Genomic DNA, 26,708 nt, shown 5'->3' on the forward strand with positions numbered 1-26,708 from the left:
GCTTCCTCAGAAGCTGTTGTTTCTTCTTTCAATTTACCACTTTGCTGGAACCGTTCAAGCGTCGTGGTGACGCATCAGCACGGCGTCTGCCTCGGCAAGATCCTCCGGGCTGTTGGCATTGAAGAACGGATCGAACGGCTCGGCCGGCCAGACGGCCTCGGCGCAGCCATGGCGGGCGGTCCAGCGGTCGATCTTGCGGATATCCTCGACCACCAGCGCATGGCGCAGGTTCTCGCGCAGCGCCACCGGCCAGAGACCGATCACCGGGTGAACCTGATCCCCCGATTTCGCGCAGGCGAGCGCCTTGCCTTCCGCCAGCCGCGCGGCATGCAGGCGTGCGACGAGGTCGCGCGGCAGAAACGGCGCATCGGTGGCAACCGACAGCACCCATTGGATGTCGGGACGGTGTGTGGCGGTCCAGTCGAGTGCTGCCAGAATGCCGGCAAGCGGTCCCGCAAAGCCCGGCACATCATCGGCGACTACCGGGCGACCCAGAAAGCCGAAGCGCAGCGGATCGCCATTGGCATTGACGATTAGCGCCTCGCATTGCGGCGAGACCCGTTCGACGACCCGGTCGAGGATCGTCCGGCCGCCGACGGTCTTCATCGGCTTGTCGCCGCCACCCATGCGGCGCGCGAGGCCGCCGGCCAGCAGCACGCCCAGGGTCGGCGGCGGCTCAATCATCGGAACCACCATCGAAGCCACCTTTGCGCCGGCTCTTCGAACTTTCCTCGGCGACATAGGCGAGGTCCTGGTCGAAGATGATCCGGTCCTCGCCGGCCAGCGCCACGAACCGCTTGCCCTTTGCCCGCCCGATCAGGGTCAGGCCGCATTGGCGCGCAAGCTGCACACCCCAGGCTGTGAAGCCGGAGCGCGAGACCAGCACGGGAATGCCCATCCGCACCGTCTTGATGACCATTTCCGAGGTCAGCCGCCCGGTCGTGTAGAAGATCTTGTCGGCGCCGGTCTCGCCGTGCCGGTACATCCAGCCGGCAACCTTGTCGACGGCGTTGTGGCGGCCGACATCCTCCATATAGACCAGTGGCTCGTCCTCGCGGCAGAGCACCGATCCATGGATCGCGCCGGCCGTGAGGTACAGCGACGGCATGGTGTTGATGGCGCTGGTCAGCCGGTAGAGCCAGGACGTCCGGAGTGGCGTCTTGGGCAGTTCGATATCGCCCAGCGCCTCCATCAGGTCGCCGAAAGCCGTGCCCTGGGCGCACCCCGACGTCTGGGTCCTCTTCTTCAGCTTTTCCTCGAAATTGGTGTTGGTGTCGGTGCGCACCACCACCACTTCGAGGTCCTCGTCATAGTCGACCCCGGTGACCACATCGGTCGGCTTCAGCATGTTCTGGTTTAAGAGATAGCCGATCGCCAAATATTCAGGGTAATCGCCGATCGTCATCATCGTGACAATCTCCTGGGCGTTCAGGTAGAGCGTCAGCGGCCGCTCGACCGTGACTGCCGTTTCGATCGTCTCGCCACGCTCATCAACGCCAGTCACGCGCTCGGTGAGCCGTGGATCGTGCGGATTGGGAACGATGCGGGGGCCGGTCACGCTGCTCACTCGATCACGATGGCCGGCGGCGGCTTGATCGTCACGTCACCGACACCGGTCAGGCTCGCCCAGACCTGGGCCGCGATGTCGCGATAGACAAGCGCATTGGGGCTGCCGGGATCGGTCGCGACAATCGGCTGGCCACTGTCGGAACGCTCGCGCAGCTTCATGTCGAGCGGGATTTCGCCGAGGAACGGCACGCCGAGGCGTTCGGCTTCGCGTCTCGCGCCGCCATGGCCGAAGATGTCGTAGCGATTGCCGGTATCGGGAGCGATGAAATAGCTCATGTTCTCGACAATGCCGAGGATCGGCACTTCGGTCTTGCGGAACATGGCGACGCCGCGCCGAGCGTCAATGAGGGCGAGATCCTGCGGCGTCGAGACGATGACGGCGCCGGCGAGCGGGGTCGCCTGCGCCATGGTCAGCTGCGCGTCGCCAGTGCCGGGCGGCATGTCCACCACCAGCACGTCGAGATCGCCCCAGGCAACCTCGCGCAGCATCTGGGTGATGGCGCTCATCACCATCGGTCCGCGCCAGATCATCGGCGTCTCTTCCTCGACAAGGAAGCCGATCGACATGACCTTGACGCCGAAATTCTCAAGCGGCGCCAGCGTCCGGCCCGAGATCACGCGCGGCTTGCCATGCAGGCCGAACAGCTTCGGCAGCGACGGCCCATAGATATCCGCGTCCAGGATGCCGACACGCTTGCCGAGACCGGCGAGCGCTAGAGCGAGGTTGCAGGCCGTCGTCGACTTGCCGACACCGCCCTTGCCGGAGGCGACCGCGATGACATGGGCAACGCCGGGAATGGTGGTGGCCTTGGGCGAGGGGGGCTGGCTCGGCCGACCCGGTATCACATGCGGCTGGGTCGAAGGCGGCACCCGCTGGGGGGCCTTGGCATCCGGACGGTCGGCGGTCAGCGACACCAGCGCCTGGGTCACGCCGGGCAGGCCGCCAATCGCCGATTGCGCGGCAAGACGCACCGGCTCCATGGCGGCGGCTTCGGTCGGATCGATGGCGATCGCCACCATCACCTTGCCGTCATTGACGATGATGTCGGAGAGCCGCCCGGATGCCGTGAGCGACTGGCCGCTGGCCGGCAGCTTCACGAGTTCGAGCGCGCGGGCGACCTGTTGCTGACTGACCATGGAACCCCTCGGGTGAGGGATGTGACATAGGCCATCGCCGTGCCGTGCGGAAGGGCAGGCCTTACGGAGTGACAGTCAGACGCAGAACATAGCCGTCGAGCGGTGTCGGGCGGCCGGCGCTGGTCAGTTCACGCGGCGGTGTGACGAGCTCTCCGAAGGCGATGAAACGACCCTGCACCGGCACGAAGGGCGCCGCGAGGTGAGCCGCTGGCGACAGGCGAAAGCGCGCGGCCTGACCGCGGGCCGGCTGAACCTGCTCGATCTCCACGACGGGGGCGCTGGTCCGTTGGCAATTGGCCGGCGCGACGCAGCGGCCAACGCTGATGACGCGCGAGAATTTCAACGTGATGGGCGCGCCGTTGGGGCCGGGCACCTCGACCGACTCGCCACCGCGAATCTCGATCCGCTGCGGTTCTGCGGCGGAGCTGCGGCCGGTCATCAGAAGGAAAAGCAGGCTGGCTATCAGGAACATCAGTGTCGGTGCCGCAATGAGGGTGGCGGTTGTCAGCATGCGGGGTTCGAAGAACGAGGTGATAAGGCGCGGTTCGAACAGCAGCATGACAAGCTCCGAGGATGTTTCACCTATGTGTCGCGCCGGCGATCGGGAAGGTTCAACGCGATCACGAGATCGGGTCAGGCGTTCAACACAGCGAGATCATGTCTTGGATGCACAATCGCGGCTTGGAGCCCTTGGCGACCCGTGGTAGCAACTTTCGTCAACCCGAAACTCGAAGCCGAGTCGCGCCTTCCACCTTTTTCAGGGCCTGGCCACGCTTTACCCACCAGGAGTTGGCACATGGCCGTTCTGAAGACTTTCGACGAAGCCCTGACCTTCGATGACGTGCTGCTGAGGCCGGGTCTGTCGGATGTCATGCCGGGCGAGGCCGATACCAAGACGCGGATCACCCGCACCATCAGCCTGAACATCCCGATCATGTCGGCCGCCATGGACACGGTCACCGAAGCGCGCATGGCGATCGCCATGGCCCAGGCCGGCGGCATCGGCGTCATCCACCGCAATCTCGACCCCGAGGCCCAGGCCGAGCAGGTTCGCCAGGTCAAGCGCTTCGAGAGCGGCATGGTGCTGAACCCGGTCACCATCGCGCCCGAGGCGACGCTTGCCGAGGCCCAGGCGATGATGAAGAAGCATGGCTTCTCGGGCTTTCCGGTGGTCGAACGCGGCCCCGACGGCAAGGCCGGCCGGCTCGTCGGCATTCTCACCAACCGCGACGTGCGCTTCGCCACCCATCCGAACCAGCCGGTCTCCGAACTGATGACCAAGGACCGGCTGATCACCATCCGCGAGGGCGTGGTGCAGGACGAGGCCAAGCGCCTGCTCCACCAGTTCCGCATCGAGAAGCTGGTGGTTGTCGACGATCAATATCGCTGCGTCGGCCTCGTCACCGTCAAGGATATGGAAAAGCAGGTCGCCAACCCCAATTCCTGCAAGGACGAGCAGGGTCGCCTGCGCGTTGCCGCCGCCACCACGGTCGGCGAGCAGGGCTATGAGCGCACCGAATTGCTGATCGATGCGGGCGTCGATCTGGTCGTCGTCGACACGGCCCATGGCCATTCCCAGAAGGTCCTCGACCAGGTCGCGCGCATCAAGCGGCTGTCGAACAAGGTCCAGGTCGTGGCTGGCAATGTCGCCACGGCCTCCGGCACCAAGGCCCTGATCGATGCCGGCGCCGACGCCATCAAGGTCGGCATCGGTCCTGGCACGATCTGCACCACCCGCATGGTGGCCGGCGTCGGCGTACCCCAGCTCACCGCCATCATGGAGAGCGTCGAGGCGGCGCAGGCGACCGGCACACCGGTCATCGCCGATGGCGGCATCAAGTTCTCCGGCGATCTCGCCAAGGCGCTGGCTGCTGGCGCCGAAGTCGCGATGATCGGCGGACTTCTTGCCGGCACCGACGAGGCGCCAGGCGAGGTCTATCTGTGGCAGGGCCGCTCCTACAAGAGCTATCGCGGCATGGGCTCGGTGGGCGCCATGGCGCGGGGCTCGGCCGACCGCTACTTCCAGGCCGAGGTGAAGGATACGCTGAAGCTGGTGCCGGAGGGCATTGAAGGCCAGGTGCCCTACAAGGGCCCGGTCTCGACCGTCGTCCACCAGCTGGTCGGCGGCTTGCGCGCAGCCATGGGCTATACCGGCGCCCGGACCCTCGAGGAACTGCGCACCAAGGCCGAGTTCGTGCGCATTTCCAGCGCCGGCCTGCGCGAGAGCCACGTCCATGACGTGACCATCACCCGCGAAAGCCCGAACTATCCGAATGGCGGCCGGGTGTGATTGCACTCGGACACTGACGTCACCCACAAAAATGGCCCGGAGCGATCCGGGCCATTGTCGTTTGTACCGAGATTCAGCTCAGTAATTGTTGCAAATGCGGACGCGGCGCACTTCCGGTCCCCAGGGACCGTCGACCCAGCGGCGCTCGACCCAGCAATCGCCGTAGCCAACCGCTGCTGCTCCAACGGCCGCGCCGCCCAGCAGGGCCCAGCCATAGCCCGGATAGAAATTGTAGCCGGGATACCAATAGCCGTAGCCGGGATAGAAGATGAAGCCCGGGCGCGGATAGCGCACGAAGCCGGGACGAACCCAGCCGCCGGGCGGCCGGAAGCCCGGTGCGATGGGGCCCCGGCGAATGAAGCCCGTGCCGGCGAGCGCGGGGCCGGCAAAGCCCGGCCTTGCTATGCCCGGCCTGAACCCGCCAGGCGCTGCCCGGAACGCCGGGCCGCCTCCAAATCCGCCAGCACGGAAGCCACCGCCGCCGCCCGCGAAGGCGCCCCCACGGAATCCGCCGCCTCCGCCAGCGCGGAATCCGCCGCCGCCACCTCGGCGCTGCATCTCCACAGGCTCACTGGACGCGGCCGGTATCGTTGCGGCCGGATGAGCCTCACTGGCGCGGGCCGCATTCATCGGCCCCACCGAACCAAGGCCGAGTGCCAGGATGCCTGCGGCGATCGCGAGGCCGTTCCGCTTGTTGGCGAGTGTCATTGTCGTCTCTCCCTTCATGCCGCTGGTGCTTATAGCGGCAGGCGCGACCGGGTCGAAGGTCGCAGCGATACGGATCAGTGAGAGCCTGGAATCCGGTATTTCCTTGACCGCTCTGCGACACCTGGAATCAAATCGGCCCCAATCCGGGGATCGGGGCCGACAAGAGCAAGGACCTTCGGTCCTATGGCGTCAGATCAGTTGCAGACGCGGATGTTGCGGCGCTCCGGACCATACGGGCCGTCGACCCAGCGGCGCTCGACCCAGCACTCGCGGTATTCTTCGCGACGCTGCTGCGAAGCGGCGGCAGCTGCGCCGCCGATGATCAGGGCTGCGGCACCGATGCCGATGGCAGCACCGAGATTGCCGTTGCCGCGACGCGGGCCACCACGATACGGACCGGGCCGGAAACCACCGCCCGGACGGCCGGCGATGCGCGGGCCGGCGCGGAAGCCGCCACGGCGCTGCATTTCGAGCGGGGTCGCATCGGAGACGATCGCCGAGCGATCAACGATCTCCGCAGCGCGGGCCGTCGGCGCGGCAGCGGTCAATCCGATCATCAGAGCGCCCGCCGCAAGCGCGGCGATCCTGGTCTTGATGGCAATACGCATGACATTTCTCCCCAGTTCATCCGCAGCAGAGAGGGAGACCGCTACGGAAGGTTCCGCAGAATTGCGTCCTTCTCCTTACCATACATGGAATTAGGCAGAATCTATTGATCCATTTAAAAAAGGTTAAGGCTGTGCCGCCAAGGCACACTGCCGCAGGAGGATGACCCGATGGGAACCATGAATGCGGGCGGCTTGTCGCTCATCTGGCCGCTGCTGGTGCAGATCGCGCTCACGCTGGCGGTGCTCGGCGTGATGGGGAGGCTGCGGCTCAAGGCCTTGAGCGCGCGCGAGGTCCGGCTGGGAGATGTCGCCGTGTCGTCGACCGCCTGGCCCGAGCGTGCCAAGCAGGCCGCGAACAATTTCTCCAACCAGTTCGAAACACCGGTTCTGTTCTATGTCCTGATCATGGTGGCGATCCATGTCGGCGCCACTGGTCCGGTTATGACGGTGCTGGCCTGGGGCTATGTGGCAAGCCGGATCGCCCATGCCATCGAGCATATCGGGACCAACAATGTGCGCCGCCGGTTTGCGATCTTCTCCGGTGGCGTTGTGGTTCTGGCAGCCATGCTCGTCGGAATCCTGATCGCCGCCCTGTGACGACAAAGGCTCCGGTCTTGCGACCGGAGCCAAGTCGGGAAGGGGAGGTCATGCACGGCGGGCGGTGATCAGTCGCAGATGTTCACGCGCTGGCGAACGAGGCCGTAGGGAGTGTCGACCCAGCGGCTGCGGTAGCAGCTGTCGGCGATGACGGCCGCGGTGCCGATCACGCCCACGCCGACCGCGTAGGGCAGCCAGCGGCCACCGCGCCAGTAGCCACCGTGACGATGGCCCGCGAAATGATGGCCGCCGAAGTGGCGGGCGCCGCCATGGAAGCCACCGGCGCGGAAACCGCCACCGTGGAACCCGCCGCCGCGTCCGCCGAAGCCACGGGCTTCCGCATCGGTGGTGGCGAACAGGCCGAGGCCGGCGACGGCGGCGGCAGCGAGAGCAAGCGTCTTGATGGAGGTCATGGCAGTGATCCTTGGGCTCGGGTTGGGCTGCCGGCTCGGCCGCCCTGTCCTCCATGGGTCTCCCGGCCAGGACAAAAGGTTCAGCGGGGATCGCGGATTTTTTTGAAGCCGCCATCAGAACGCGAAACGGCAGCCCGAGGGCTGCCGTTCCTGATTGACCGAGGGCGGTTGATCCAGCCCTCCCGTCCTGAATTGTCCGAAATTACCAGACGCGCCGGCAGACAGTCTCACCCCAGCGATTGATCCAGCAACGCCGCGGAGGGCCGAAACCGAAGCGCGGTCCGCCACCCCAGCGCGGTCCACCACCCCAACGCGGTCCACCGCCGAACCGTCGGAAGCCGCCTCCGCCACCACGGAACCCGCCACCGCGGAAGCCGCGTCCGCCACCGCGGAAGCCGCCGCGCCGCTGCATCTCCGTCGGCGCTTCACCCGCCGCACCAGGGCTCATGGCCTTGAGGGCGTCCAGCATCGAACCGGTCGGTGCCGTGGTCTCGATGACCGAAGCCTCCGCCACTTGCGACCCGGCAAGCGCCACCGCGCCACCAACTATCGCCGTCAGGAAAGATCGACGTCCAAGCATGGCGTTTTCTCCCATTTGCCTCGAAAGGACTCTCATTATGATGCCGCCCGAGAAGATTAGATACCTCGGGTGCCGTACTGGCAAGCTTGAAAAAGCGGAGCCTCCGCACGTACGGAAAGCCATGATGTGTGCAGTGCAACAGCATAGTTTGTAAAATAACAGGCAAGAAAATCGAGGAATACTCAAAAATCAGTGTGATTTGGACTGGTGGATTTGGAAGAAGGCTGCGGCCGGAGCAGGCGAGATCGATAGAAATTGGCAGATATCAGTGTCCATGGAGACCTGCTGATTGTCCGAGGCGGCCGATCCTCCTCCTCCAACACAGCCCTCCGACCGCCGGAACAGCAACGGCCCCGGTCAATGACCAGGGCCGCCTCTGTTCCGATGGCTCGGATCAGACCGATCAGTCGCAAATGTTGACCCGCTGGCGGACAAGGCCATAGGGCGTGTCCACCCACCGGACGCGGTAGCAGCTCGCGGCGATCACAGCGCCGGTGCCGATCACGCCCACGCCGACCGCATAGGGCCACCAGCGGCCACCCCGCCAGTATCCACCGTGACGGTGGCCGATGTGACGATGGCCGCCGAGCCTGAGGCCGCCAATATGGCGGTGTCCGCCGCCATGGAAGCCGCCGGCGCGGAACCCGCCGCCGTGGAACCCGCCGCCGCGCCCGCCGAAGCCGCGGGCCTCTGCGTCGGTGGAGGCGAACATGCCGAGGCCGGCAACAGCGGCTGCGGCGAGAGCGAGTGTCTTGATGGAAGTCATGGGTCTGGTCCTTGGGTTTGAGACAGTGGCTGGTGTCACCCCATCGGCCATGTGTGGCGGCGGCGCCTGAAAAGGTTCGAACGCGCAACGAGAATGTTTGCGGGCACCTCGCGAGTCCGCAATCCGGGTGACCTTTGGTCAACCATTCTGGATTCAATGCGCGCCAATTTACCGGCTTTCCGCGGCCGGATTATTCATCCGTTCAGGGCTTCCTCCGCATCGTTCCGCTTGGTCAATCTGGAACTCCCGGCAAGCCGGCCAGCAACCTGGAATATCCTTACGGATGATGATCGAGGCGAGCCTATCAGCGGACGATGTCACGCGCGCCCAGCGCTCGCGGCGTTGGGACCTGATGTTCCCCGTTGAGGTGGAGGCGCGTTTCGAGGCCGATACCGGCAACCGCCACTTGCATGCACTGCGCATCGTCATGCTGCGCACCGTGGTGATCTACAATCTGTTCCTGGTCGGCGACTACCTGCTCGCCGGCGATGCGTTCAGCCTGGCGCTTGTCCTGCATGTCGCCTTGGTCACACCCTGGATCTTGATCGCCATGGCGCTGATCCGAAGGCCGGTCGGGCCGACGGCGCGCAACCTGCTGATCTCCAGCATTCCCCTGACGATGACCGCCGGCGTTCTCGCGGTCTTCTCAGTGTCGCGCGATCCGCTCGTGGCGCACTACCAGTATTTCGCCGTCATTTGTGTGATGCTGGGCAACGTCGTGCTGCGTCCCGCCTTCAGCTATGCCGTCGTGCAATCGGTCGTGGCGGTCGCGGCGCACGTCGCCATATGCCTGTGGCACCCTCTGATGCCCTCGGCCGTGGGCGTCATGGCGGCCTTTGGATTCGTCGTCTGCGCCGGCATGACATTATTGGCCGGCTACAGCATCGAGCGCGACATGCGCCGGGCCTATCTGATGCGGCTCAAGGATCAGCTCGCCCAGCGCCATCTGCAGAAGATGGCCACCGAACTTGAGCTCATGTCGCATGTCGATCCGCTGACGGGCCTCGCCAATCGGCGCGGAGTCGATTCCCGGGTCGCTGCCCTGCTCGAGCATGGCGGTGCGGGCCGCGGCTTCGTGGTGCTGATGATCGATGTCGACCATTTCAAGCTCTTCAACGACCAGTACGGCCATCTCCAGGGCGACCGCTGCCTGACCCTGGTGGCGAAGGCCGTGGCGAGCGCGGTGCGCGAGGGCACCGACATCATTGGCCGCTTCGGCGGCGAGGAATTCATTGCCATCCTGCCGGAAGCGTCGATCGAGGCCGGCCTGCGCGTTGCCGAGCGCATGCGGCGCGCGCTGGAGCGCATGGCCGTGCCCCATGCCGGTTCGCCCTTCGGTCTCGTGACCATGAGCATCGGCATTGGCGCAGGTGAAACCGGTGATCCTGCCCACCTCGGCGCGGCGATCGATTCCGCCGATGCTGCCCTCTATGCGGCGAAGGCCGCCGGTCGCAATCGGGTTCAGGGCTCGCCGGCGGCCCCGACCGACGGCCGGCCGGCAAAGCCTGCCGATGGCGGCGACTTCCACCGCGCGGCGTGAGCGCCGGACCCAAGATTCCCTTGCCCAATGGCGCCCTGAGCGCGTACCAGAACGGCCTTCCAAGGAGCCGCCGTGACGCCGTCCGCCCGCCTGTCTGCCGCCATCGAGGTGCTCTCCGACATCGAGACCCGCCGCCGCCCCGCGCCCGACGCGCTGAAGGACTGGGGCCTGGCGCATCGCTTCGCCGGATCCAAGGATCGCGCGGCCATTGCGAGCCTCGTCTATGATTGCCTGCGCAGGCGGGCCTCCAGCGCCCATGTGATGGGCGAGGCGACCCCGCGCGCCATCCTGCTGGGTGCGCTGGCGCTGGCCCGCGGCCAGTCGCGCGCCGAGATCGCGGCGCTCTGCACCGGCGAACGTTTCGCGCCCGAGGCGCTGACGGCGGCCGAGGCCAAGGCGCTCGACAAGCTCGATCTCTCGAAGGCTCCCGCGGCGGTTGCCGGCGACTTCCCCGACTGGCTGAGCGACGATCTCGCCGCAGCCTTCGGTGACGAGGTCGTTGCCGAGATGACGGCGCTTTCGGCCCGCGCGCCGATCGACATCCGCGTCAACACGCTGAAGACCGAGCGCATGCGGCTTGTGCCGGAGCTTGCCCATCTCCATCCCGAACTCACCCCCCATGCCCCCACCGGCCTGCGCTTCGGCCATGGCGACGACGGCCGTGGGCCCACGCTCCAGGTCACGCCGGAATTCCTCAAAGGCCTGTTCGAGATCCAGGACGAGGGCTCGCAGCTGGTCGCCTCCATGACCGGCGTCGGCCCCGACATGCAGGTGGTCGATCTCTGCGCTGGCGGTGGCGGCAAGACGCTGGAACTCGCGGCCCTCATGGACAATTCCGGCCAGATCTACGCGACCGATTCCGACGCGCGCCGGCTTGCCCCGATCCACGACCGGCTGGCCCGCGCCGGCGCCCGCAATGTTCAGGTGCGCACCCCGAAAACGCGCGGTGACGAGCCGCTCGCCGATCTCGCCGACAAGATCGATCTTGTTCTGGTTGATGCGCCCTGCACCGGCGTCGGCACCTGGCGGCGCAATCCCGACACCAAGTGGCGGGTCCGGCCCGGTGCGCTCGACGAGCGCATGAAGGAGCAGGATTTCGTGCTGGCCCGTGCGGCGAAGCTGGTGAAGCGGGGAGGGCGCATTGCCTATGTCACCTGCTCGGTCCTGCCGCGCGAGAACGACGAGCGGGTGAAGGCGTTTCTGGCCTCAAATCCCGCCTTCGCCTCGGTCGATCCGCAGGAAATCCTGGCACTGGCGCCGGATACCCTTTCCGAGCGTGACGATCTCGTCTCGCCTGGGGGCTACGGCATCCAGCTGACGCCGCGGCGCACGGGCACGGACGGCTTCTTCCTGGCCATCGTCGAACGGGTGAAGTGAGGCGCGCCCGAGCGCAATCGCGCATCCGCATGGGGACGTCGTGACGGACGGGGTTGCACCTTGCTTTGCAAGGCCTTAACCGAAGGCATGACCCACGACACGATCCTCATCATCGATTTCGGTTCGCAGGTAACCCAGCTGATCGCGCGGCGCGTGCGCGAAGCCGGTGTCTATTGCGAGATCCACCCCTTCCAGTCGGCGGAGGCTGCCTACAAGCGCCTGAAGCCCAAGGGTGTCATCCTCTCCGGCAGCCCGGCCTCGGTGACGGAAGATTTCTCGCCCCGTGCGCCCCAGCTGATCTTCGATGACAAGCTGCCGGTCTTCGGCATCTGCTATGGCGAGCAGACCATGGCCGAGCAGCTCGGCGGCAAGGTGGAAGCCGGCCACCACCGCGAGTTCGGCCGCGCCTTCCTTGACGTGCAGAAGCCGACCAAGCTGTTCGACGGCGTCTGGGAGCCGGGCACCCGCCATCAGGTCTGGATGAGCCACGGCGACCGGGTGACGAGGTTGCCTGAGGGCTTCGAGGTCGTCGCGACCTCCGACAATGCGCCCTATGCCGCGATTGCCGACGAGAAGCGCAATTACTACGCCGTTCAGTTCCACCCGGAAGTGGTGCACACGCCGGATGGCGCCAAGCTGATCCAGAATTTCGTTGGCAAGATCGCCGGCGCCAGGGCCGACTGGACCATGGCGGCCTACCGCCAGGAGATGATCGCCAAGATCCGCGCCCAGGTCGGCAAGGGCAAGGTGATCTGCGGCCTCTCCGGCGGTGTCGATTCCTCAGTGGCCGCCGTGCTGATCCATGAGGCGATCGGCGACCAGCTCACCTGCGTCTTCGTCGACCATGGCCTGATGCGCCAGGACGAGGCGCGCGAGGTGGTTGACCTGTTCCGCGGCCACTACAACATCCCGCTGGTCCATGTGGACGCGGCGAAACTGTTCCTCGGCGAGCTCGCCGGGATCAGCGACCCCGAGACCAAGCGCAAGACCATCGGCCGCCTGTTCATCGAGGTGTTCGAGAAGGAGGCCAAGGCTGTCGGCGGCGCCGAGTTCCTGGCCCAGGGCACGCTCTATCCCGACGTGATCGAGAGCATCTCGTTCACCGGCGGCCCCTCGGTCACGATCAAGAGCCACCACAATGTCGGCGGCCTGCCCGAGCGCATGAACATGAAGCTCGTCGAGCCCTTGCGCGAATTGTTCAAGGACGAGGTCCGCGCGCTCGGCCGCGAGCTGGGGCTTCCCGAGAGCTTCGTTGGCCGCCACCCATTCCCGGGGCCAGGCCTCGCCATCCGCTGCCCCGGCGAGATCACGGAGGAAAAGCTCGACATCCTGCGCAAGGCCGATGCGATCTATCTCGACGAGATCCGCAAGGCTGGCCTCTACGACATCATCTGGCAGGCCTTCGCCGTGCTGTTGCCCGTGCGCACCGTCGGCGTGATGGGCGACGGCCGCACCTACGATCACGTCTGCGCGCTGCGCGCCGTGACCTCGGTCGACGGCATGACCGCCGATTTCTACCCGTTCGACATGAACTTCCTCGGCCGTGCCGCGACTCGCATCATCAACGAAGTCCGCGGCATCAACCGAGTCGTCTATGACGTGACGTCGAAGCCGCCGGGCACGATCGAGTGGGAGTGAGGGAGCGCCGCTCCCTCAAGCCTGGCGCTCCCAGAAGGGCGGCACCACATGGCCGCGCCGCACGGCCATGACCAGCAGCACCACGCCGGTGGTGGTGCAGAGCAGGAACGCGATCACCGAGGATTCCAGGCCGAAATTGCCGCCGGTCAGCAGGACAGGCCCCTGGATCGTGTTCCGGATCAGGCCGGGCTCGCTGACGCCACCGGACACGATGCCGGAGAAGATAGCGGATTGCGTGTAGTTCCAGGCCATGTGGAACCCGAAGCTCATCCACAGGCGGCGCGTCACCATGTAGGCGGCGGCGAGCAGCAGGCCGGCCTCGACGCTGATGAACAGGGCGCCGAGCAGCGTGGCCTGCGGATTGATCAGATGGGTGATGCCGAAGACGAGCGACGACACGACGAGCGAGATCCAGCTGCCGAGCCATTCCTCGACGATGCGAAACAGCGCCCCCCGGAACACCAGTTCCTCGAAAATGCCTGAGCTGAGCGCCATGACCACGGCCGGCAGCATGAAGGACCAGGGGTTCAGTCCCTCGATCCGGTAGATGCCGAGCAGCATCAGGATCAAGACGCAGGCCGTGTAGAGGCCGGCGCCGATCAGGAGGCCTATCCCCAGTTCGCGCGGCATGGCCGCAAGGGACAGTTCGCCGACCGCGCGGCGTTCCACCAGCAGGACGAAACCGGCATAGATCGCCAGCGCCGCAGCTACCATGGCGACCGTCACGGCCAGACGCAGCCACGGCATGCCGGCAAGCTTGATCATGAAGCCACCGTGGACGGCCATCAGGAAGAACAGGCCTCCGCCGAGCACGAGCAGCCGAACCAGCGGAAACTGCGCTATGCGCAGGACAAGGGGAGGCTTGGGTGATGCGAGGCTATCCATGTCGGATCTCGTGCCAGGTAGGGTGTGGCACCACGAACGATGGTGCTGGCGCATCATGGACGAGGGTCAAACCGTCCGACAAGGGCGATTGCCGTTACGTCAGGCCAATCGATAGCCGGGCCGCCACGGCGTCTCCGTCGACATGAATGTCCTCGGCTGCGCTCCCGTCTGCACCGCTAGCGAACTTGGCCTCACCAACAGCATCGGCCAGTCCCGCAAGATCACTCGGTCAGGACCTTCAGGGCCGCAGCGCCCTGGTAGCCATAGACGTCGTGAAGCAGGGTGAGAATCTCACGTGCCAGCGCGACGTCGTCGAAGACCTCGATCGAATAGCTGCGGGAATGGTTGGGGCCTCGGCCAGGCGGCGCATAGCCCGCGCGCCTGAGGCGCCCCAGCCGATCAGGCGTCAGGATGGCCGCCAGAGCGGGCCAGCTCTCTGCCGACTGAGCCTCGCAATAGATCGCGGCAGCCTGCCGCTCCGGCATGCATTGGATATAGCCGATGCCGGCGTCGAAGACGGTGTGAACCCGGCGCGCCGCGTTGATCCGAAGCCGCTGAATCTCGGCTGCGACGCTCACGCTGTAGAGATCGACCAGTTCGGCGGCCGACGTCACGGTCTGGGGCGGCGCCGCCGCCGCATAAGAACAGGCGAAAATGGCGGTCGGGCGCATCGACGGCGCGTCGTTCACCAGGCCTGCGAGGTTCTGGCTGGGGCCATTCCGGGGCGGGCAGGGCATGTCGAGAACCCAGGCCGTCTGGACCTGGAGCGCTGCAGGATCCGCGCCGTAAATGTCCTGCAGCACGGCGAGGATGGCCTGCGCGGCTCGGTCCGTCGGCTCACTCGGCACAAAGACCCGCACGTGATGGCCAAAACTTGCATCCAGCACCCAGCTGGCCTGGGCGAGCGCGGCCAGCCGATCGCCGGTCAGCACATGGCGAAGCGAGGGCTGCAGCAATGTGCCGGCTGCCTCGCAGCGGAGGCTTCGGTCGGGAAGTCGGCGGCACTGAACATAGATGTTGCCGTCCCAGATCGTTGCGTAGCCGACCCGGCCGCTGCGCAGCAATGTCGTGATGTTGTCGAGCGCTTCGGCGATCCGCCCTCGGGCGGGCTGGGCCTGACTGTTGCCGGAAAGGCCTATCGTCATGAGCGCGATGGCGAGCACCCGCGTCACCAGAGTCCGCCGAGATTTTCCCATGCTAATCTCCTGCAACATTGCCCGCAGCGGACGAAGGCCCGTCCGTAACTGGCGGCTGGAGTAAAATAATCGGAACAAAAAAAGAACATACCAAAAATTTGAGTCAAGATGCAATATTAATACGGTAAATGCCGGAGTGAGGTCGCATCGATGTCGGTGCGAAGGCAGGGCTCTTCCGCCTCTTCGGCGCCTTGAGGCCGCCACGCTGGTCCTTGTCGCGGAGCGCGTCCGGCTTCAAGGTCGCGGCACCACACAGCTAGAGTGCAGCCCCATGACCACCACTATCTACGGCATCAAGACCTGCGATACCGTGCGCAAGGCGCGCACCTGGCTCGACAGCCATCACATCGCCCACCGCTTTCACGACTTTCGCGCCGAAGGCCTGGATCGCCCGACACTGGAGGCCTGGGTGGCTGCACTTGGCTGGGAAACCGTGCTCAACCGCCAGAGCACGACCTTCAAGGAGCTTCCCGAGGCTGAGCGTGCCGGCATCGACCGCGACGCGGCGATCCGGCTGATGCTCGCACACCCGACATTGGTCAAGCGCCCCGTGCTCGACCGCGACGGGCGCTATTCCGTGGGCTTCAAGCCGGACGTCTATGCGGGCCTGTTCGCCTGACGCCGCTCAGTTCGCGGCCAGCAGCCGCTTGAGCTTGTCGGCCGCTGAATCATGTGGCTCGCCATAGGCGATGGTGGACGTGAGCTGGCCCTGCCGGTTCATCAGATAGACGATGGCCGTGTGGTCCATCGTGTAGCCGCCCTCGGTCGGCACTTTCCGGTAGACAGCGCGGTAGGCGCGCGTCACGGCAGCGATCTCCTCGGCCGTGCCGGTGAGGCCGATGATCCGGGCATCGAAGGAATCGGTATAGGCCTTGAGCATGTCAGGCTTGTCGCGCTCGGGGTCGATGGTGACGAACAGCACCTTGAAGTCGCGCGCCGGCTCGCCGATCTCCCGCATCACATTGGCCATTTCCAGCATGGTCGTCGGGCAGACGTCCGGGCATTGGGTGAAGCCGAAGAAGATGGCGAAGGGCTTGCCGGCAAGCGTTGCCGACGAGAAGCGGTTGCCGTCCTCGTCGGTCAGTTCGAACGGCCCGCCTATGCTGGACGTGTTGCCGGTCGGCGCCCGGTCGGTATCCGGGCCCCGGCTTGCCTCCCAGTAGAGCCAACCGGCGCCGGCCAGCGCCACGACGACAAGGGCCCAGAGAACAAGGCGAAGCGTGCGCAGGCGCTGCATGGGTCGGTTCCGGTTGGACGATGCTGGCGCTCATATGGGCCTGTTGGCGCTCAATCCCAAGTGAGCGCACCGCCGTTCTGATATTCGATAACGCGGGTCTCGAAGAAGTTCTTCTCCTTCTTCAGGTCCATCGCTTCCGACATCCAGGGGAACGGGTTCTCTGTCTCGGCAAAGACGGGAGCGAGGCCCAGCTGCGCGCAGCGCCGGTTGGCGATGAAGTGCATATATTGCTCGCAGAGCGCCGCGTTGAGACCGAGGAACCCGCGTGGCATCGTGTCCCGGCCATAGGCTGCCTCGAGCTCGGCTGCATCCTTGAGCATGGTCCTGACTTCTTCCTGGAAGGCATGGCTCCACAGGTGCGGGTTCTCGGCCTTGATCTGGTTGATCACGTCGATGCCGAAGTTCAGGTGGATGCTCTCGTCGCGCAGGATGTACTGATATTGCTCGGCAATGCCGACCATCTTGTTGCGCCGGCCGAGCGACAGGATCTGCGCAAAGCCCGTGTAGAACCACATGCCTTCGAACACGACATAGAAGGCGACAAGGTCGCGCAGGAAGGCCTGATCGGCTGCCGGTGTGCCGGTCTGGAACGCGGGATCGTCGAGGTTCTGCGTGTGTTTCAGCGCCCAGGCCGCCTTGTCGGTGATCGAGGGCACCTCGCGATACATGTTGAACAGTTCGCCCTCGTCGAGGCCAAGGCTCTCCACGATGTACTGGAACGTGTGGGTGTGGACCGCCTCCTCGAAGGCTTGGCGCAGCAGATATTGCCGGCATTCCGGATTGGTCAGGTGGCGGTAGATCGCCAGCACGATGTTGTTGGCGACCAGGCTCTCGGACGCGGCGAAGAAGCCGAGATTGCGCTTCAGCATGCGCTGCTCATCCTCGGTGAGCCCATCCTTCGACTTCCACAGCGCGATATCGGCCTGCATCGAGACCTCCGTCGGCATCCAGTGGTTGTTGCAGCCGGCGAGATATTTCTCCCAGGCCCAGCGATATTTCATCGGCAGCAGCTGGTTCACATCGGCGCGGGCATTGATCATCCGCTTCTCGTCGACCGAGACCCGGCCGCCGGAGCGGTCGATGGTGCCGAGGCCGGTGATATCGGCGGGGGCGGCAGGCGGCAGGGGGAGGGCAGGGGCGGACACGGGTTCGGACCAGTCGAGCATGGCGATGTTCTCCAGAGATTGTTCGGGTCTGTGGCCCCTCATCCGCCCCGTTGGGGCACCTTCTCCCCGCAGGCGGGGAGAAGGAAACAGCGGCACCATCTCTCTTGGCGGGGAGACAGAGCGTCTCAGCTGCAGAGCGGGTGTCCGCAAGAGAGGGCGGAGACGTCCCCTCTCCCCGCATGCGGGGAGAGGGTTAGGGTGAGGGGCTCAGGGCAGGAATTCGGAAACGGGCGCTACTGGCACGCCTCGCAGGTCGGATCGTCGACCGCGCAGGCCTGGCCCCAGGCCTCGCCGAGCACGATCGGGGCGGCCGCAACCGGAATGCTGGCCGAAACCGCGTTCAGCTTGCCGTCGGTGCCCTTCAGCGTCGATTTCTCCACATGGGTCGCCGAGCGCGAGCGCAGGTAATAGGTGGTCTTCAGCCCCCGCTCCCAGGCGAGCCGATAGAGCTGGTCGAGCTTCTTGCCCGAGGGGTTGGCGATATAGAGGTTGAGCGACTGCGCCTGGTCGATCCACTTCTGGCGGCGCGCGGCCGCCTCGATCAGCCAGGATGAATCGATCTCGAAGGCGGTGGCATAGAGCGCCTTGAGATCGTCCGGGATGCGGTCGATCTGGCCGACCGACCCGTCGAAATATTTGAGATCCGAGACCATCACCTCGTCCCACAGGCCACGCGCCTTGAGATCGTGGACCAGCGCCGCATTCACGACCGTGAAGTCGCCGGACATGTTCGATTTGACGAACAGGTTCTGGTAGGCGGGCTCGATCGACTGGGCGACGCCGCAGATGTTCGAAATGGTCGCCGTCGGCGCAATCGCCATGCAGTTGGAATTGCGCATGCCGATGGTCATCACGCGTTGGCGCAAGCCCGCCCAGTCGAGGGTTTGTGAACGGTCGCAATCGAGCCCGCCACGGGCCTCCGCGACCAGCTCGATGGAATCGACCGGCAGGATGCCGCGCGACCAGAGCGAGCCCGCAAAGCTCGGATAGCGCCCGCGCTCGGCGGCGAGATCCACCGAAGCCGAGATCGCCTCATAGGCGATCGCCTCCATGCTCTCGTCGGCGAAGCGCACCGCCGCGTCCGAGGCATAGGGCAGCCGCAGCGCCTGCAGCGCATCCTGGAAGCCCATGATCCCGAGGCCCACCGGCCGGTGCTTCAGGTTGGAGCGGCGCGCCTCGGGGATCGTGTAGAAATTGATGTCGACCACATTGTCGAGCATGCGCATCGCGGTTTTCACCGTCGCCGCCAGCCGGGCCCGGTCGAGCCCGCGGGGCGTCACATGCTGGGCGAGGTTGACGGACCCCAGATTGCACACCGCCACCTCGTCGTTCGACGTGTTGAGGGTGATCTCGGTGCAGAGGTTCGACGAATGGACCACGCCGACATGGCCCTGCGGCGAGCGGATGTTGCAGGGATCCTTGAAGGTGATCCAGGGATGACCGGTCTCGAACACCATGGTCAGCATGCGCCGCCAAAGATCGGCCGCGCGCACCTCGCGGGTGACCTTCATCTCGCCGCGCGCGGCCTTGGCCTCATAGGCCTCGTACGCCGTCTTGAAGGCCTTGCCGTAGAGATCGTGGAGATCGGGCGTCTCGTCGGGTGAGAACAGGGTCCACGGGCCGTTTTCCGCCACCCGCTGCATGAACAGGTCCGGCACCCAGTTCGCCGTGTTCATGTCATGGGTCCGGCGGCGGTCGTCGCCGGTGTTCTTCCTGAGATCGAGGAATTCCTCGATGTCGATGTGCCAGGTCTCGAGATAGGCGCAGACCGCGCCCTTGCGCTTGCCCCCCTGGTTGACCGCGATCGCCGTGTCGTTGGCGACCTTCAGGAACGGCACCACACCCTGGCTCTCGCCATTGGTGCCCTTGATGTGGGCGCCAAGCCCGCGCACCCGGCTCCAGTCATTGCCGAGTCCGCCGGAATATTTGGCGAGCAGGGCATTGTCCCGGATCGACTTGAAGATGCCGTCGAGATCGTCCGGCACGGTCGTCAGGAAGCAGGAGGAGAGCTGCGGGCGCAGCGTGCCCGCATTGAACAGGGTCGGCGTCGAGGCCATGAAATCAAAGGAGGAGAGCAGGTCGTAGAATTCGATGGCGCGGGCGTCGCGGTCGATCTCGCGCAGCGCCAGCCCCATCGCCACCCGCATGAAAAAGGCCTGCGGCAGCTCGAAGCGGCGTCCCTCGACATGCAGGAAATAGCGATCATAGAGCGTCTGCAGGCCGAGATAGTCGAATTGCAGGTCACGCTCCGGCTTGAGGGCTGCGGCGATCCGCCCGAGGTCGAAGCGCTGCAGCTCCGGGTCGATCAGCTCGGCGGCAATGCCCTTGGCGAGATAGGCGTGGAAATAGGCGCCGTAGCGCCCGGCCATCTCGGCCTGCGTCGCCTGCTCGGGGCAGCCATCGATGAAGGTCAGGACCTCGCTGCGCAGCTTGTCGAGCAGCAGACGCGCGCTCGCCTTGGCATAGTTCGGCTCGGTCTCGATGAAGGTGCGGGCCGCCAGGATCGGCGCCTGGGCCAGTTCGTCGGCCGAGATCCCGTCATAGAGATTGCGCCCCGTCTCGGTCAGGATCGCGGTTGCTGACACGCCGTCGAGGCCGGCAGAGGCTTCCTCGACCACGGCGGCGAGCCGCGCGCGCTTGATCGGCACAAGCGACCCATCGGCCGCCGTCATGCGCAACACCGGCGCGGGCTCGGCGAGAACGGCCGCCGGAGGCGCACTCCGCGCCCGCTCGCGGGCCCGGTCTTCGCGATAGAGCACATAGGCGCGCGCCACCTTGTGGTGTTCGCCGCGCATCAGCGCCAGTTCCACCTGGTCCTGGATATCCTCGATATGAAAGGTGCGGCCTGCATCGGCCCGGCGGGCGAGGCTGGCTGCGATCTGCGCCGAGAGCTCCGCCACGATGTCGTGGACGCGGCGGGAGGCGGCGGCGCTGTTGCCTTCCACCGCCAGGAAGGCCTTGGTTAGCGCGACCGAGATCTTGGCAAGGTCGAACGGTGTGACGAGGCCGTTGCGCCGGATCACCTGATAGCCGGGCGTCGCGGCGGCCGTTGCGCCGCCGGCCGTTACGGGATGAGGCCGCGCGGCCTGCGATTCGGATTGGACTTCGAGAGACATGGCTGGGCCCCGGCGCTGGTTGCAGGCGGGGGGAACAGGAAACGCCCGTGCGGGCGGACGGCACACCGTCCCCCGCAAGTCCAAGCGCACCTCTGGGACACCCCGCCCATGGTTGATCGTCGCGTCGGGGCAGGTCTCCTGGCTCGCGGGTCGCGGCTCTCGTCCGGTCTTCCCAGGGCCTGGCCCCAGTGACACGAAGTGGACGAAAGCTCGCCGCTTACAGTTGCGGGGACAGCTTCGGCTTTGGCCCGCTGCGAGCGGACCACACCGAATTCCCTCTTAGCTTCCGACGGGAATCGGAAGACCTCGACGCCCATATGTAGTGGGTGGGGTGCCTGAACTGTCAATCCGTCGTGGCTGTGGACAGCGTGGACGATATAGCAATTAAGGACATAAACATGTCTTTATATCATTCTTGACATCGCCGCCGTTTCCCCCATGCTGAGCGCGTCGTGGTTCTTCGGGCCTGCTTGCCCGAAGCTAAGAGGGAATCCGGTGCGCCCCAGGGCAAGGCCGGAGCTGCCCCCGCAACTGTCAGCGGCGAGCCGTCGTCCATTCAGCGTCACTGGAACCGTCAGGTTTTGGGAAGACCCGGACGAGGGCCGTGACCCGTGAGCCAGGAGACCTGCCTCGACATCAACGTCCACGGGCGGGGTGTCCCAGTGTGTCGCTTGCCAACGGCTGGTCCGCGCGACCGGCCGTCGTCCCGCATGCGTGCGCTGATCGAGGCCTCGCCCCATCAATCGGGGTAAAGCCATGTCGACCATCCGTCACTCCACTCTTTCCACCGCCACGCTCGGCGTGCCGCGCATCGGCCCACGACGCGAACTGAAACTCGCGCTCGAACGCTATTGGTCCGGCGAATCCAGCCAATCGGCCCTCATGGAGGCGGCGAGTGCGCTGCGCATCGCCAACTGGGCCCGCCAGAAGGCCCTCGGGATCCGTGTCATCCCGTCCAACGACTTCTCGCTCTACGACCACATGCTGGATCTCGCCTGCATGGTCGGCGCGATCCCTGACCGGTTCGGCTGGGACGGCGGCCCGGTCACCCTCGACACCTATTTCGCCATGGCGCGCGGGCGGCTTGGCGGGAAGACAGACGATTGCGGCTGCGCCACCAGCCACGCTGATCAAGCGGGCGTGCCGGCGCTGGAGATGACCAAGTGGTTCGACACCAATTACCACTACATGGTCCCCGAATTCGAACGGGGCCAGGAGTTCCGGCTCGCCACCCTCAAGCCGCTGGACCAGTTCCTGGAGGCCAGGGAACTGGGTTACCAGACGAGGCCCGTCCTTGTCGGTCCCGTCACCTTCCTCAAGCTCGGCAAGGCCAGGGACGGCTCCTTCGAGCCGCTGGCACTGATCGGCGATCTGCTGCCGGCCTATATCGACATGCTCCGGCGTCTCCATGCCAATGGCGCCGAATGGGTGCAGATCGACGAGCCCTGCCTCGCGCTCGACCTGACCGAGGCTGAAGCCACCGTGCTCCGGCAGACCTACCAGGCGATCGCCCGGGCGCTTCCCGGCCTCAAGATCATGCTGACGACCTATTTCGGCGGGCTCGGCGCCAATATCGATACGGCCTTCGGCCTGCCGGTCGCGGGCCTGCACATCGATCTTGCCCGCGCGCCCGACCAGCTCGACCGGGTTCTGGCCAAGGCGCCGCGCGGCCTCGTCCTGTCGCTCGGAATCATCGACGGCCGCAACATCTGGCGCGCTGATCTCGGCGCCATTCTCGACCGGCTGGAACCGGTGGTGGCGCGGCGCGGCACCGACCATATCCAGATCGCCCCGTCCTGCTCGCTGCTGCACGTGCCGGTCGATCTGGTGCAGGAACGCGACCTCGATCCGGACCTCGTCAATTGGCTCGCCTTCTCGGTGCAGAAGATGGAGGAACTGGCGATCCTTGGCCGGGCCCTCTGCGAGGGGCGGGCGGCCGTCGGCGAAGCCATTGCGGCATCGGCCGCGGCTCTGGCCGCGCGGCGCATCTCGCCGAAGGTCCACGATGCCGCGGTCGCCGCGCGGCTGGCCACCGTCACGCCCGCCATGGCGAGCCGCGCCAGCGCCTTCGCCATCCGCGCCGGCAAGCAACGCCGCCGCTTCGGCCTGCCGGCCTTCCCGACCACCACGATCGGCTCGTTCCCGCAGACGGCGGAAGTCCGCAAGGCCCGCTCCGCCCATGCCAAGGGCACCATCGACCAGGCCGCCTATGACGGCTTCCTGCGCGAGGAGACCGAACGCGCCGTGCGCTGGCAGGAGGAGATCGGCCTCGACGTGCTGGTCCATGGCGAGTTCGAGCGCAACGACATGGTGCAGTACTTCGGCGAACAGCTCGCAGGCTTTGCCTTCACCCGCCACGGCTGGGTGCAGAGCTATGGTTCCCGTTGTGTGCGGCCGCCAATCCTGTTCGGCGACGTCGCGCGGCCGACCCCGATAACAGTCGGCTGGTGGCGCTATGCCCAGTCGCTCACCACGCGGCCGATGAAGGGCATGCTCACCGGCCCGGTCACCATCCTCAACTGGTCCTTCGTGCGCGACGACGTGCCGCGCAGTCAGGCCTGCCGGCAGATCGCACTTGCCATCCGCGACGAGGTGTCCGACCTCGAACAGGCGGGCGCCGCCATGATCCAGATCGACGAGGCGGCGCTCCGCGAAGGTCTGCCGCTGCGCCGTGCGGAATGGCCGGCCTATCTCGACTGGGCGGTGGAGTGCTTCCGGCTCTGCGCCTCGGGCGTCGGCGACGAAACGCAGATCCACACCCACATGTGCTATTCCGAGTTCAACGACATCATCGATGCGATCGCGGCCATGGATGCCGACGTCATCTCGATCGAGACCTCGCGCTCTCGGATGGAGCTGCTCGATGCGTTCCGCACCTTCCAGTACCCGAACGAGATCGGCCCCGGCGTCTATGACATTCATTCGCCGCGCGTGCCGGCGGTGGCCGAGATGGTCGATCTCCTGAAGCTTGCGCGCCGGCGGCTCGCCGATGAGCAGATCTGGATCAATCCCGACTGCGGTCTGAAGACCCGCGGCTGGGCCGAGGTGCGGCCGGCGCTGGTCAACATGGTCGAGGCCGCGCGCCAGATGCGGCTTGCCGCACGCTAGGCGACAGAGGTCGGCGGGCGGGTGCGCCCGCCGATCCATCCGCCGAGCGCCGCGCTAACGAGGGCCACCAGCACGGGGATCCACGAGGCGACGAGGGCTGCGGCATAGGTCGTGTAGAAGTGCGAGCCGCGGATGAGGTCGAAAGCCTGGATCAGTGCGAGGCCCGCAGCATAGCCGACAATGAGGCCGGTCGCGATTCCAACGGCAATCCGGGTTTTGAGCGGCCAGGCGCCGCGAGGAGGCAACTCACCCAGCTGGCGGAGCCGGGCGCGGCGCGAGGTCGCGACACCGGCCCACACCGCGCCGATCAGCGCTGAGACAAGCGCCACCATCGGCGCGATGACGAAGACGACCATCATTCCCGCTCCGCCCTCGACATCCGGCGCATGGGACAGCTCGACGGCAAGCAATCCGATGCCGATTCCCAGCGCGAAGCCGCCGATCAATCCGGCAAGCCCGCCGGCGATGGTGAAGCTAAAGGTTCTCATGATGAACAGGGTCCCGAGCGCATGGGCTCAGGTGCTAGAGGCCGCTGGTTTCCGCGCGATGGCCCGGCAGGGGCGGGCCTGTTTCGGCAGCTGCCGACCTCCGCCGGCAGCGATCACGGCGCTCTGTTCGGCCGACGCGGCGGCAGTGGGGCCGTTGCTGCCATGGGCTGGGTGGGTTCGACTGCGGCGACGGCAGGCGAGGCGGGCTGTTCGCCCTGTGCCGGCACTAGCGCGCGCCCGCCGGCGGCCAGCGGGATGCGCCGGATACCCTCCGGCGTCGTGCCGTTGCTGTCAGTTGGGGGCGAAAAGGCGCGGGCGGCTCCAAGGGGCTCAGGCGTGGCGGGCGTCGCCGTTGCGATCCGCTCCTGCAGCTTGTTCGGATCGCTGGCTGGCGGGGTCACCAGCCGGGCCGGTGTCGAGCTCGCGGACGAGAGCACGGGCGGCGTATCAGGGGAGGCGGCGGGCTGCGGGCCGACCTGAAGGATCGGGGCCGTGACGGGGGCGGGGGTTGTTGTCGCGACCGTTTCCGTGCGTACCGAGCCCTGGACGGCATCGCGGCTGGCAAGCGTCAGGCCGGTGGCTCCTGCGGCGGCAAGGGCGAGAGCGCCCCCGGTCACCATCAGGCGCCGCCATCGGACACCGCGCAGGCGACGAGCGACAGCTCTCTCCTGTTCCGGATCGTATAGGCGATCCTCGAAGCCTTGAACGGGGAAATCCGTTCGGCCATCGAGAGCCGCAGCGGTGGCCGCTTCGGCAGAATGGCTCATGCGATCGAGGGTGGATGACGGGGACAAACCGATACCGCTTCCGTTGCAAACTGGCCCAGTGGTACGGTCATCGAGTCGCCAGTTCGTATGAGGGATATAACCTCTGCCGCTGAATTGTGGCGCAGATGGGGAGCATCATGACGTTTTTGATTGTCGGCCTGGGGATATTCCTCGGCGTGCATGGTCTCACCATGATGCGCGCGCCACGCGCCGCCTTGATCGGAAAGGTGGGGCCCGGACCCTATAAGGGGCTCTATACGCTCGCAGCCTTCGCCGGACTGGCCCTGATCATCTACGGCTTCGGCGCCGCGCGGGCCGCCGGCTATGTGCAGATATGGAACCCGCCGCGGTTCCTTGGGCATGTGACGGCGCTGCTCGTCACAATCGCCTTCATCAGCCTGGCAGCGGCCTATGCGCCGAATGGCAAGATCAAGTCGACGCTGAAACACCCCATGCTGGTTGGCGTCAAGGCCTGGGCCTTGGGGCATCTCCTGGCGAATGGCGATCTGGCGTCGATCCTGCTGTTCGGCGGTTTCCTTGCCTGGGCAGTCGCGAGCCGCATTTCGCTGAAGTCGCGGCCCGACAAGGTCGAGCCTGCGTCCGCGCCCTGGGGCATCGGCGATGCCATCGCCATCGGCGGCGGCCTTGTCGCGACCGTGGTCATGGCCATTTGGCTGCATCCGTTGCTCATCGGGGTGCCCGCCATCCTGCGGTAAGCCCGTCGCGGCGGGTGCGGTTTTTCTTCCCGTTGTGCCCCGCTGCCGCCGCGTTTGCGTCGGATAGGGGGAGTTGATAGGTTCCGCGCCTCTTATCGCGGCCCCGTTCCCCCAAGGGACGGGGTGCGCCGCCTTTTGGATCCAGTGATGTCCGACATTTTTGATGAAGTTGAAGAGGACCTGCGGCGCGCCAGGTTCGAGGCGCTCTGGTCGAAATACTGGCCGTCGATGCTGACAGTCGCCGTGCTGGTTGTCGCCGTTGTCGGCGGCTGGCGCTTCTATGACTGGCAACAGGAACAGAAATCGGCGGCCGCCGGCGCCCGGTTCGAAGCAGCCATGCGGGTCTCGCGCACTGATGGCCCGGAAGCCGAAAAGCAGTTCGCCGCCATCGCCGCCGATGCCCCTTCGGGCTATCGCATCCTCTCCCGCTTCCGCCAGGCGACAGAACTGGCGGTCCGCGACAAGGATGGCGCCGTCAAGGCTCTGGACGCACTCGCCGCCGATCCGGCGATCGGGCCGTTGCTGCAGGACGTCGCCCGCGTCCGTGCCGCCTACCTGCTGGTCGATACCGCCCCCCAGGCCGACATCATCAAGCGCATGGAGCCGCTCGCCGGTCCCGGTCAGGCCTATCGCCATTCGGCCCGTGAAGTGCTGGCGCTCGCTGCGATGCGGGCCAACGACAAGGCCGGCGCCGAGCGCTGGCTGCAGGCGATCCAGCTGGATACCGAGACGCCGCAGGGTGTCCGAGGCCGCGCCGAATTGATTGCGACCATCGTTGCCGGTCTCGGCAATTGATGGCAATGACG

General features: G+C 66.1%; 25 protein-coding genes and 2 riboswitches. Of the genes, 9 read left to right on the forward strand and 16 right to left on the reverse strand.

Annotated elements, in window-relative coordinates; all coding sequences use genetic code 11:
- Positions 1-54: 54 nt before the first annotated feature.
- The 4 genes from mobA to E8L99_RS14960 all read right to left on the reverse strand — a co-directional run bounded on the left by mobA (position 55) and on the right by E8L99_RS14960 (position 3,265).
- Complete coding sequence (gene mobA / locus E8L99_RS14945) at positions 55-684, reverse strand: molybdenum cofactor guanylyltransferase MobA (protein WP_137100292.1); 630 nt, start codon at positions 682-684, stop codon at positions 55-57.
- Positions 677-1,567, reverse strand: a complete 891-nt coding sequence (locus E8L99_RS14950) for a formate dehydrogenase accessory sulfurtransferase FdhD (protein ID WP_137100293.1) — start codon at positions 1,565-1,567, stop codon at positions 677-679. Before E8L99_RS14950 ends, mobA begins: the two co-directional genes overlap by 8 nt.
- On the reverse strand, positions 1,564-2,706 hold the full coding sequence (locus tag E8L99_RS14955) for an Mrp/NBP35 family ATP-binding protein (protein WP_137100294.1): 1,143 nt from the start codon (positions 2,704-2,706) through the stop codon (positions 1,564-1,566). Before E8L99_RS14955 ends, E8L99_RS14950 begins: the two co-directional genes overlap by 4 nt.
- Positions 2,707-2,767: 61 nt before the next feature.
- Complete coding sequence (locus E8L99_RS14960; protein ID WP_137100295.1) at positions 2,768-3,265, reverse strand: hypothetical protein; 498 nt, start codon at positions 3,263-3,265, stop codon at positions 2,768-2,770.
- A gap of 237 nt (positions 3,266-3,502) precedes the next feature.
- On the opposite strand from E8L99_RS14960, the gene guaB reads away from it, so the two are divergent.
- The gene (guaB, locus tag E8L99_RS14965; protein ID WP_137100296.1) at positions 3,503-4,996 is read left to right on the forward strand and encodes an IMP dehydrogenase; all 1,494 of its coding nucleotides are present in this window, start codon (positions 3,503-3,505) and stop codon (positions 4,994-4,996) included.
- Positions 4,997-5,074: 78 nt separating this feature from the next.
- Here guaB and E8L99_RS14970 read toward each other — a convergent pair whose 3' ends face one another.
- Both E8L99_RS14970 and E8L99_RS14975 read right to left on the reverse strand, forming a co-directional pair.
- Positions 5,075-5,704: a hypothetical protein gene (locus E8L99_RS14970; protein ID WP_137100297.1), complete on the reverse strand. Its 630-nt coding sequence runs from the start codon at positions 5,702-5,704 to the stop codon at positions 5,075-5,077.
- Between the two features lie 194 nt (positions 5,705-5,898).
- A complete protein-coding gene (locus tag E8L99_RS14975) occupies positions 5,899-6,312 on the reverse strand; it encodes a hypothetical protein (protein ID WP_137100298.1) in 414 nt (137 codons plus the stop codon).
- Positions 6,313-6,480: 168 nt separating this feature from the next.
- Between E8L99_RS14975 and E8L99_RS14980 the strand changes: the two genes are divergently transcribed.
- Positions 6,481-6,909 (forward strand): MAPEG family protein, encoded by a 429-nt coding sequence (locus E8L99_RS14980; protein WP_137100299.1) that lies wholly within the window; start codon positions 6,481-6,483, stop codon positions 6,907-6,909.
- A 68-nt stretch (positions 6,910-6,977) separates the two neighbouring features.
- On the opposite strand, the gene E8L99_RS14985 is transcribed toward E8L99_RS14980, so the two are convergent.
- The 3 genes from E8L99_RS14985 to E8L99_RS14995 form a co-directional block, all read right to left on the reverse strand.
- The gene (locus E8L99_RS14985; RefSeq protein WP_137100300.1) at positions 6,978-7,322 is read right to left on the reverse strand and encodes a hypothetical protein; all 345 of its coding nucleotides are present in this window, start codon (positions 7,320-7,322) and stop codon (positions 6,978-6,980) included.
- 202 nt (positions 7,323-7,524) lie between these two features.
- A complete protein-coding gene (locus E8L99_RS14990) occupies positions 7,525-7,902 on the reverse strand; it encodes a hypothetical protein (RefSeq protein WP_137100301.1) in 378 nt (125 codons plus the stop codon).
- A gap of 403 nt (positions 7,903-8,305) precedes the next feature.
- Positions 8,306-8,668: a hypothetical protein gene (locus E8L99_RS14995; protein ID WP_137100302.1), complete on the reverse strand. Its 363-nt coding sequence runs from the start codon at positions 8,666-8,668 to the stop codon at positions 8,306-8,308.
- Between the two features lie 283 nt (positions 8,669-8,951).
- On the opposite strand from E8L99_RS14995, the gene E8L99_RS15000 reads away from it, so the two are divergent.
- From E8L99_RS15000 to guaA, 3 genes are all read left to right on the forward strand, one after another.
- Complete coding sequence (locus E8L99_RS15000; protein ID WP_137100303.1) at positions 8,952-10,208, forward strand: GGDEF domain-containing protein; 1,257 nt, start codon at positions 8,952-8,954, stop codon at positions 10,206-10,208.
- A gap of 72 nt (positions 10,209-10,280) precedes the next feature.
- Positions 10,281-11,585 carry an RsmB/NOP family class I SAM-dependent RNA methyltransferase gene (locus E8L99_RS15005; protein ID WP_137100304.1) on the forward strand — a complete coding sequence of 435 codons (1,305 nt, stop codon included), beginning with the start codon at positions 10,281-10,283 and terminating at the stop codon, positions 11,583-11,585.
- Positions 11,586-11,672: 87 nt separating this feature from the next.
- Complete coding sequence (guaA, locus tag E8L99_RS15010) at positions 11,673-13,223, forward strand: glutamine-hydrolyzing GMP synthase (protein WP_137100305.1); 1,551 nt, start codon at positions 11,673-11,675, stop codon at positions 13,221-13,223.
- A gap of 15 nt (positions 13,224-13,238) precedes the next feature.
- On the opposite strand, the gene E8L99_RS15015 is transcribed toward guaA, so the two are convergent.
- Positions 13,239-14,108 carry a CPBP family intramembrane glutamic endopeptidase gene (locus tag E8L99_RS15015; protein ID WP_137100306.1) on the reverse strand — a complete coding sequence of 290 codons (870 nt, stop codon included), beginning with the start codon at positions 14,106-14,108 and terminating at the stop codon, positions 13,239-13,241.
- A gap of 221 nt (positions 14,109-14,329) precedes the next feature.
- A complete protein-coding gene (locus E8L99_RS15020; RefSeq protein ID WP_252511120.1) occupies positions 14,330-15,304 on the reverse strand; it encodes a TY-Chap domain-containing protein in 975 nt (324 codons plus the stop codon).
- 271 nt (positions 15,305-15,575) lie between these two features.
- Here E8L99_RS15020 and E8L99_RS15025 point away from each other — a divergent pair, with 271 nt between their 5' ends.
- Complete coding sequence (locus E8L99_RS15025) at positions 15,576-15,923, forward strand: arsenate reductase (RefSeq protein ID WP_137100307.1); 348 nt, start codon at positions 15,576-15,578, stop codon at positions 15,921-15,923.
- A 6-nt stretch (positions 15,924-15,929) separates the two neighbouring features.
- Here the strand turns inward: E8L99_RS15025 and E8L99_RS15030 are convergent, their stop codons facing one another.
- The 3 genes from E8L99_RS15030 to E8L99_RS15040 form a co-directional block, all read right to left on the reverse strand.
- Positions 15,930-16,541 carry an SCO family protein gene (locus E8L99_RS15030; RefSeq protein ID WP_252511121.1) on the reverse strand — a complete coding sequence of 204 codons (612 nt, stop codon included), beginning with the start codon at positions 16,539-16,541 and terminating at the stop codon, positions 15,930-15,932.
- 50 nt (positions 16,542-16,591) lie between these two features.
- Positions 16,592-17,707: a ribonucleotide-diphosphate reductase subunit beta gene (locus E8L99_RS15035; protein WP_137100308.1), complete on the reverse strand. Its 1,116-nt coding sequence runs from the start codon at positions 17,705-17,707 to the stop codon at positions 16,592-16,594.
- A 233-nt stretch (positions 17,708-17,940) separates the two neighbouring features.
- On the reverse strand, positions 17,941-20,823 hold the full coding sequence (locus tag E8L99_RS15040) for a ribonucleoside-diphosphate reductase subunit alpha (protein ID WP_137100309.1): 2,883 nt from the start codon (positions 20,821-20,823) through the stop codon (positions 17,941-17,943).
- Between the two features lie 111 nt (positions 20,824-20,934).
- Positions 20,935-21,147: riboswitch (cobalamin riboswitch) on the reverse strand.
- A 112-nt stretch (positions 21,148-21,259) separates the two neighbouring features.
- Positions 21,260-21,470: riboswitch (cobalamin riboswitch) on the forward strand.
- Between the two features lie 109 nt (positions 21,471-21,579).
- Between E8L99_RS15040 and metE the strand changes: the two genes are divergently transcribed.
- The gene (metE, locus tag E8L99_RS15045; protein WP_137100310.1) at positions 21,580-23,931 is read left to right on the forward strand and encodes a 5-methyltetrahydropteroyltriglutamate--homocysteine S-methyltransferase; all 2,352 of its coding nucleotides are present in this window, start codon (positions 21,580-21,582) and stop codon (positions 23,929-23,931) included.
- Here the strand turns inward: metE and E8L99_RS15050 are convergent.
- Positions 23,928-24,419, reverse strand: coding sequence for a hypothetical protein (locus tag E8L99_RS15050; RefSeq protein WP_137100311.1), 492 nt, complete (start codon positions 24,417-24,419; stop codon positions 23,928-23,930). The genes metE and E8L99_RS15050 overlap by 4 nt on opposite strands.
- Positions 24,420-24,532: 113 nt before the next feature.
- Positions 24,533-25,186 (reverse strand): hypothetical protein, encoded by a 654-nt coding sequence (locus E8L99_RS15055; RefSeq protein WP_137100312.1) that lies wholly within the window; start codon positions 25,184-25,186, stop codon positions 24,533-24,535.
- A 137-nt stretch (positions 25,187-25,323) separates the two neighbouring features.
- On the opposite strand from E8L99_RS15055, the gene E8L99_RS15060 reads away from it, so the two are divergent.
- Together E8L99_RS15060 and E8L99_RS15065 are read left to right on the forward strand one after the other, a co-directional pair.
- Positions 25,324-25,902 (forward strand): NnrU family protein, encoded by a 579-nt coding sequence (locus E8L99_RS15060; protein WP_137100313.1) that lies wholly within the window; start codon positions 25,324-25,326, stop codon positions 25,900-25,902.
- 147 nt (positions 25,903-26,049) lie between these two features.
- Entirely contained in the window at positions 26,050-26,697 is a 648-nt protein-coding gene (locus E8L99_RS15065; RefSeq protein ID WP_137100314.1) for a tetratricopeptide repeat protein, read from the forward strand.
- Positions 26,698-26,708 lie beyond the last annotated feature (11 nt).

Source organism: Phreatobacter aquaticus (assembly GCF_005160265.1).
GTDB classification, from domain to species: Bacteria; Pseudomonadota; Alphaproteobacteria; order Rhizobiales; family Phreatobacteraceae; genus Phreatobacter; species Phreatobacter aquaticus.

Bases quoted from the DNA above. Each gene is read 5' to 3' on its own strand.
- E8L99_RS15020 (WP_252511120.1), bottom strand. From the start codon at position 15,304: ATGGGAAAATCTCGGCGGACTCTGGTGACGCGGGTGCTCGCCATCGCG.
- E8L99_RS15035 (WP_137100308.1), bottom strand. From the start codon at position 17,707: ATGCTCGACTGGTCCGAACCCGTGTCCGCCCCTGCCCTCCCCCTGCCG.
- E8L99_RS15060 (WP_137100313.1), top strand. From the start codon at position 25,324: ATGACGTTTTTGATTGTCGGCCTGGGGATATTCCTCGGCGTGCATGGT.
- E8L99_RS14960 (WP_137100295.1), bottom strand. From the start codon at position 3,265: ATGCTGCTGTTCGAACCGCGCCTTATCACCTCGTTCTTCGAACCCCGC.
- E8L99_RS14985 (WP_137100300.1), bottom strand. From the start codon at position 7,322: ATGACCTCCATCAAGACGCTTGCTCTCGCTGCCGCCGCCGTCGCCGGC.
- E8L99_RS14975 (WP_137100298.1), bottom strand. From the start codon at position 6,312: ATGCGTATTGCCATCAAGACCAGGATCGCCGCGCTTGCGGCGGGCGCT.
- E8L99_RS14980 (WP_137100299.1), top strand. From the start codon at position 6,481: ATGGGAACCATGAATGCGGGCGGCTTGTCGCTCATCTGGCCGCTGCTG.
- E8L99_RS14995 (WP_137100302.1), bottom strand. From the start codon at position 8,668: ATGACTTCCATCAAGACACTCGCTCTCGCCGCAGCCGCTGTTGCCGGC.
- E8L99_RS15015 (WP_137100306.1), bottom strand. From the start codon at position 14,108: ATGGATAGCCTCGCATCACCCAAGCCTCCCCTTGTCCTGCGCATAGCG.
- guaA (WP_137100305.1), top strand. From the start codon at position 11,673: ATGACCCACGACACGATCCTCATCATCGATTTCGGTTCGCAGGTAACC.
- guaB (WP_137100296.1), top strand. From the start codon at position 3,503: ATGGCCGTTCTGAAGACTTTCGACGAAGCCCTGACCTTCGATGACGTG.
- E8L99_RS15055 (WP_137100312.1), bottom strand. From the start codon at position 25,186: ATGAGCCATTCTGCCGAAGCGGCCACCGCTGCGGCTCTCGATGGCCGA.
- mobA (WP_137100292.1), bottom strand. From the start codon at position 684: ATGATTGAGCCGCCGCCGACCCTGGGCGTGCTGCTGGCCGGCGGCCTC.
- E8L99_RS14970 (WP_137100297.1), bottom strand. From the start codon at position 5,704: ATGACACTCGCCAACAAGCGGAACGGCCTCGCGATCGCCGCAGGCATC.
- E8L99_RS15065 (WP_137100314.1), top strand. From the start codon at position 26,050: ATGTCCGACATTTTTGATGAAGTTGAAGAGGACCTGCGGCGCGCCAGG.
- E8L99_RS15050 (WP_137100311.1), bottom strand. From the start codon at position 24,419: ATGAGAACCTTTAGCTTCACCATCGCCGGCGGGCTTGCCGGATTGATC.
- E8L99_RS15025 (WP_137100307.1), top strand. From the start codon at position 15,576: ATGACCACCACTATCTACGGCATCAAGACCTGCGATACCGTGCGCAAG.
- metE (WP_137100310.1), top strand. From the start codon at position 21,580: ATGTCGACCATCCGTCACTCCACTCTTTCCACCGCCACGCTCGGCGTG.
- E8L99_RS14990 (WP_137100301.1), bottom strand. From the start codon at position 7,902: ATGCTTGGACGTCGATCTTTCCTGACGGCGATAGTTGGTGGCGCGGTG.
- E8L99_RS15030 (WP_252511121.1), bottom strand. From the start codon at position 16,541: ATGCAGCGCCTGCGCACGCTTCGCCTTGTTCTCTGGGCCCTTGTCGTC.
- E8L99_RS15000 (WP_137100303.1), top strand. From the start codon at position 8,952: ATGATGATCGAGGCGAGCCTATCAGCGGACGATGTCACGCGCGCCCAG.
- E8L99_RS14955 (WP_137100294.1), bottom strand. From the start codon at position 2,706: ATGGTCAGTCAGCAACAGGTCGCCCGCGCGCTCGAACTCGTGAAGCTG.
- E8L99_RS15040 (WP_137100309.1), bottom strand. From the start codon at position 20,823: ATGTCTCTCGAAGTCCAATCCGAATCGCAGGCCGCGCGGCCTCATCCC.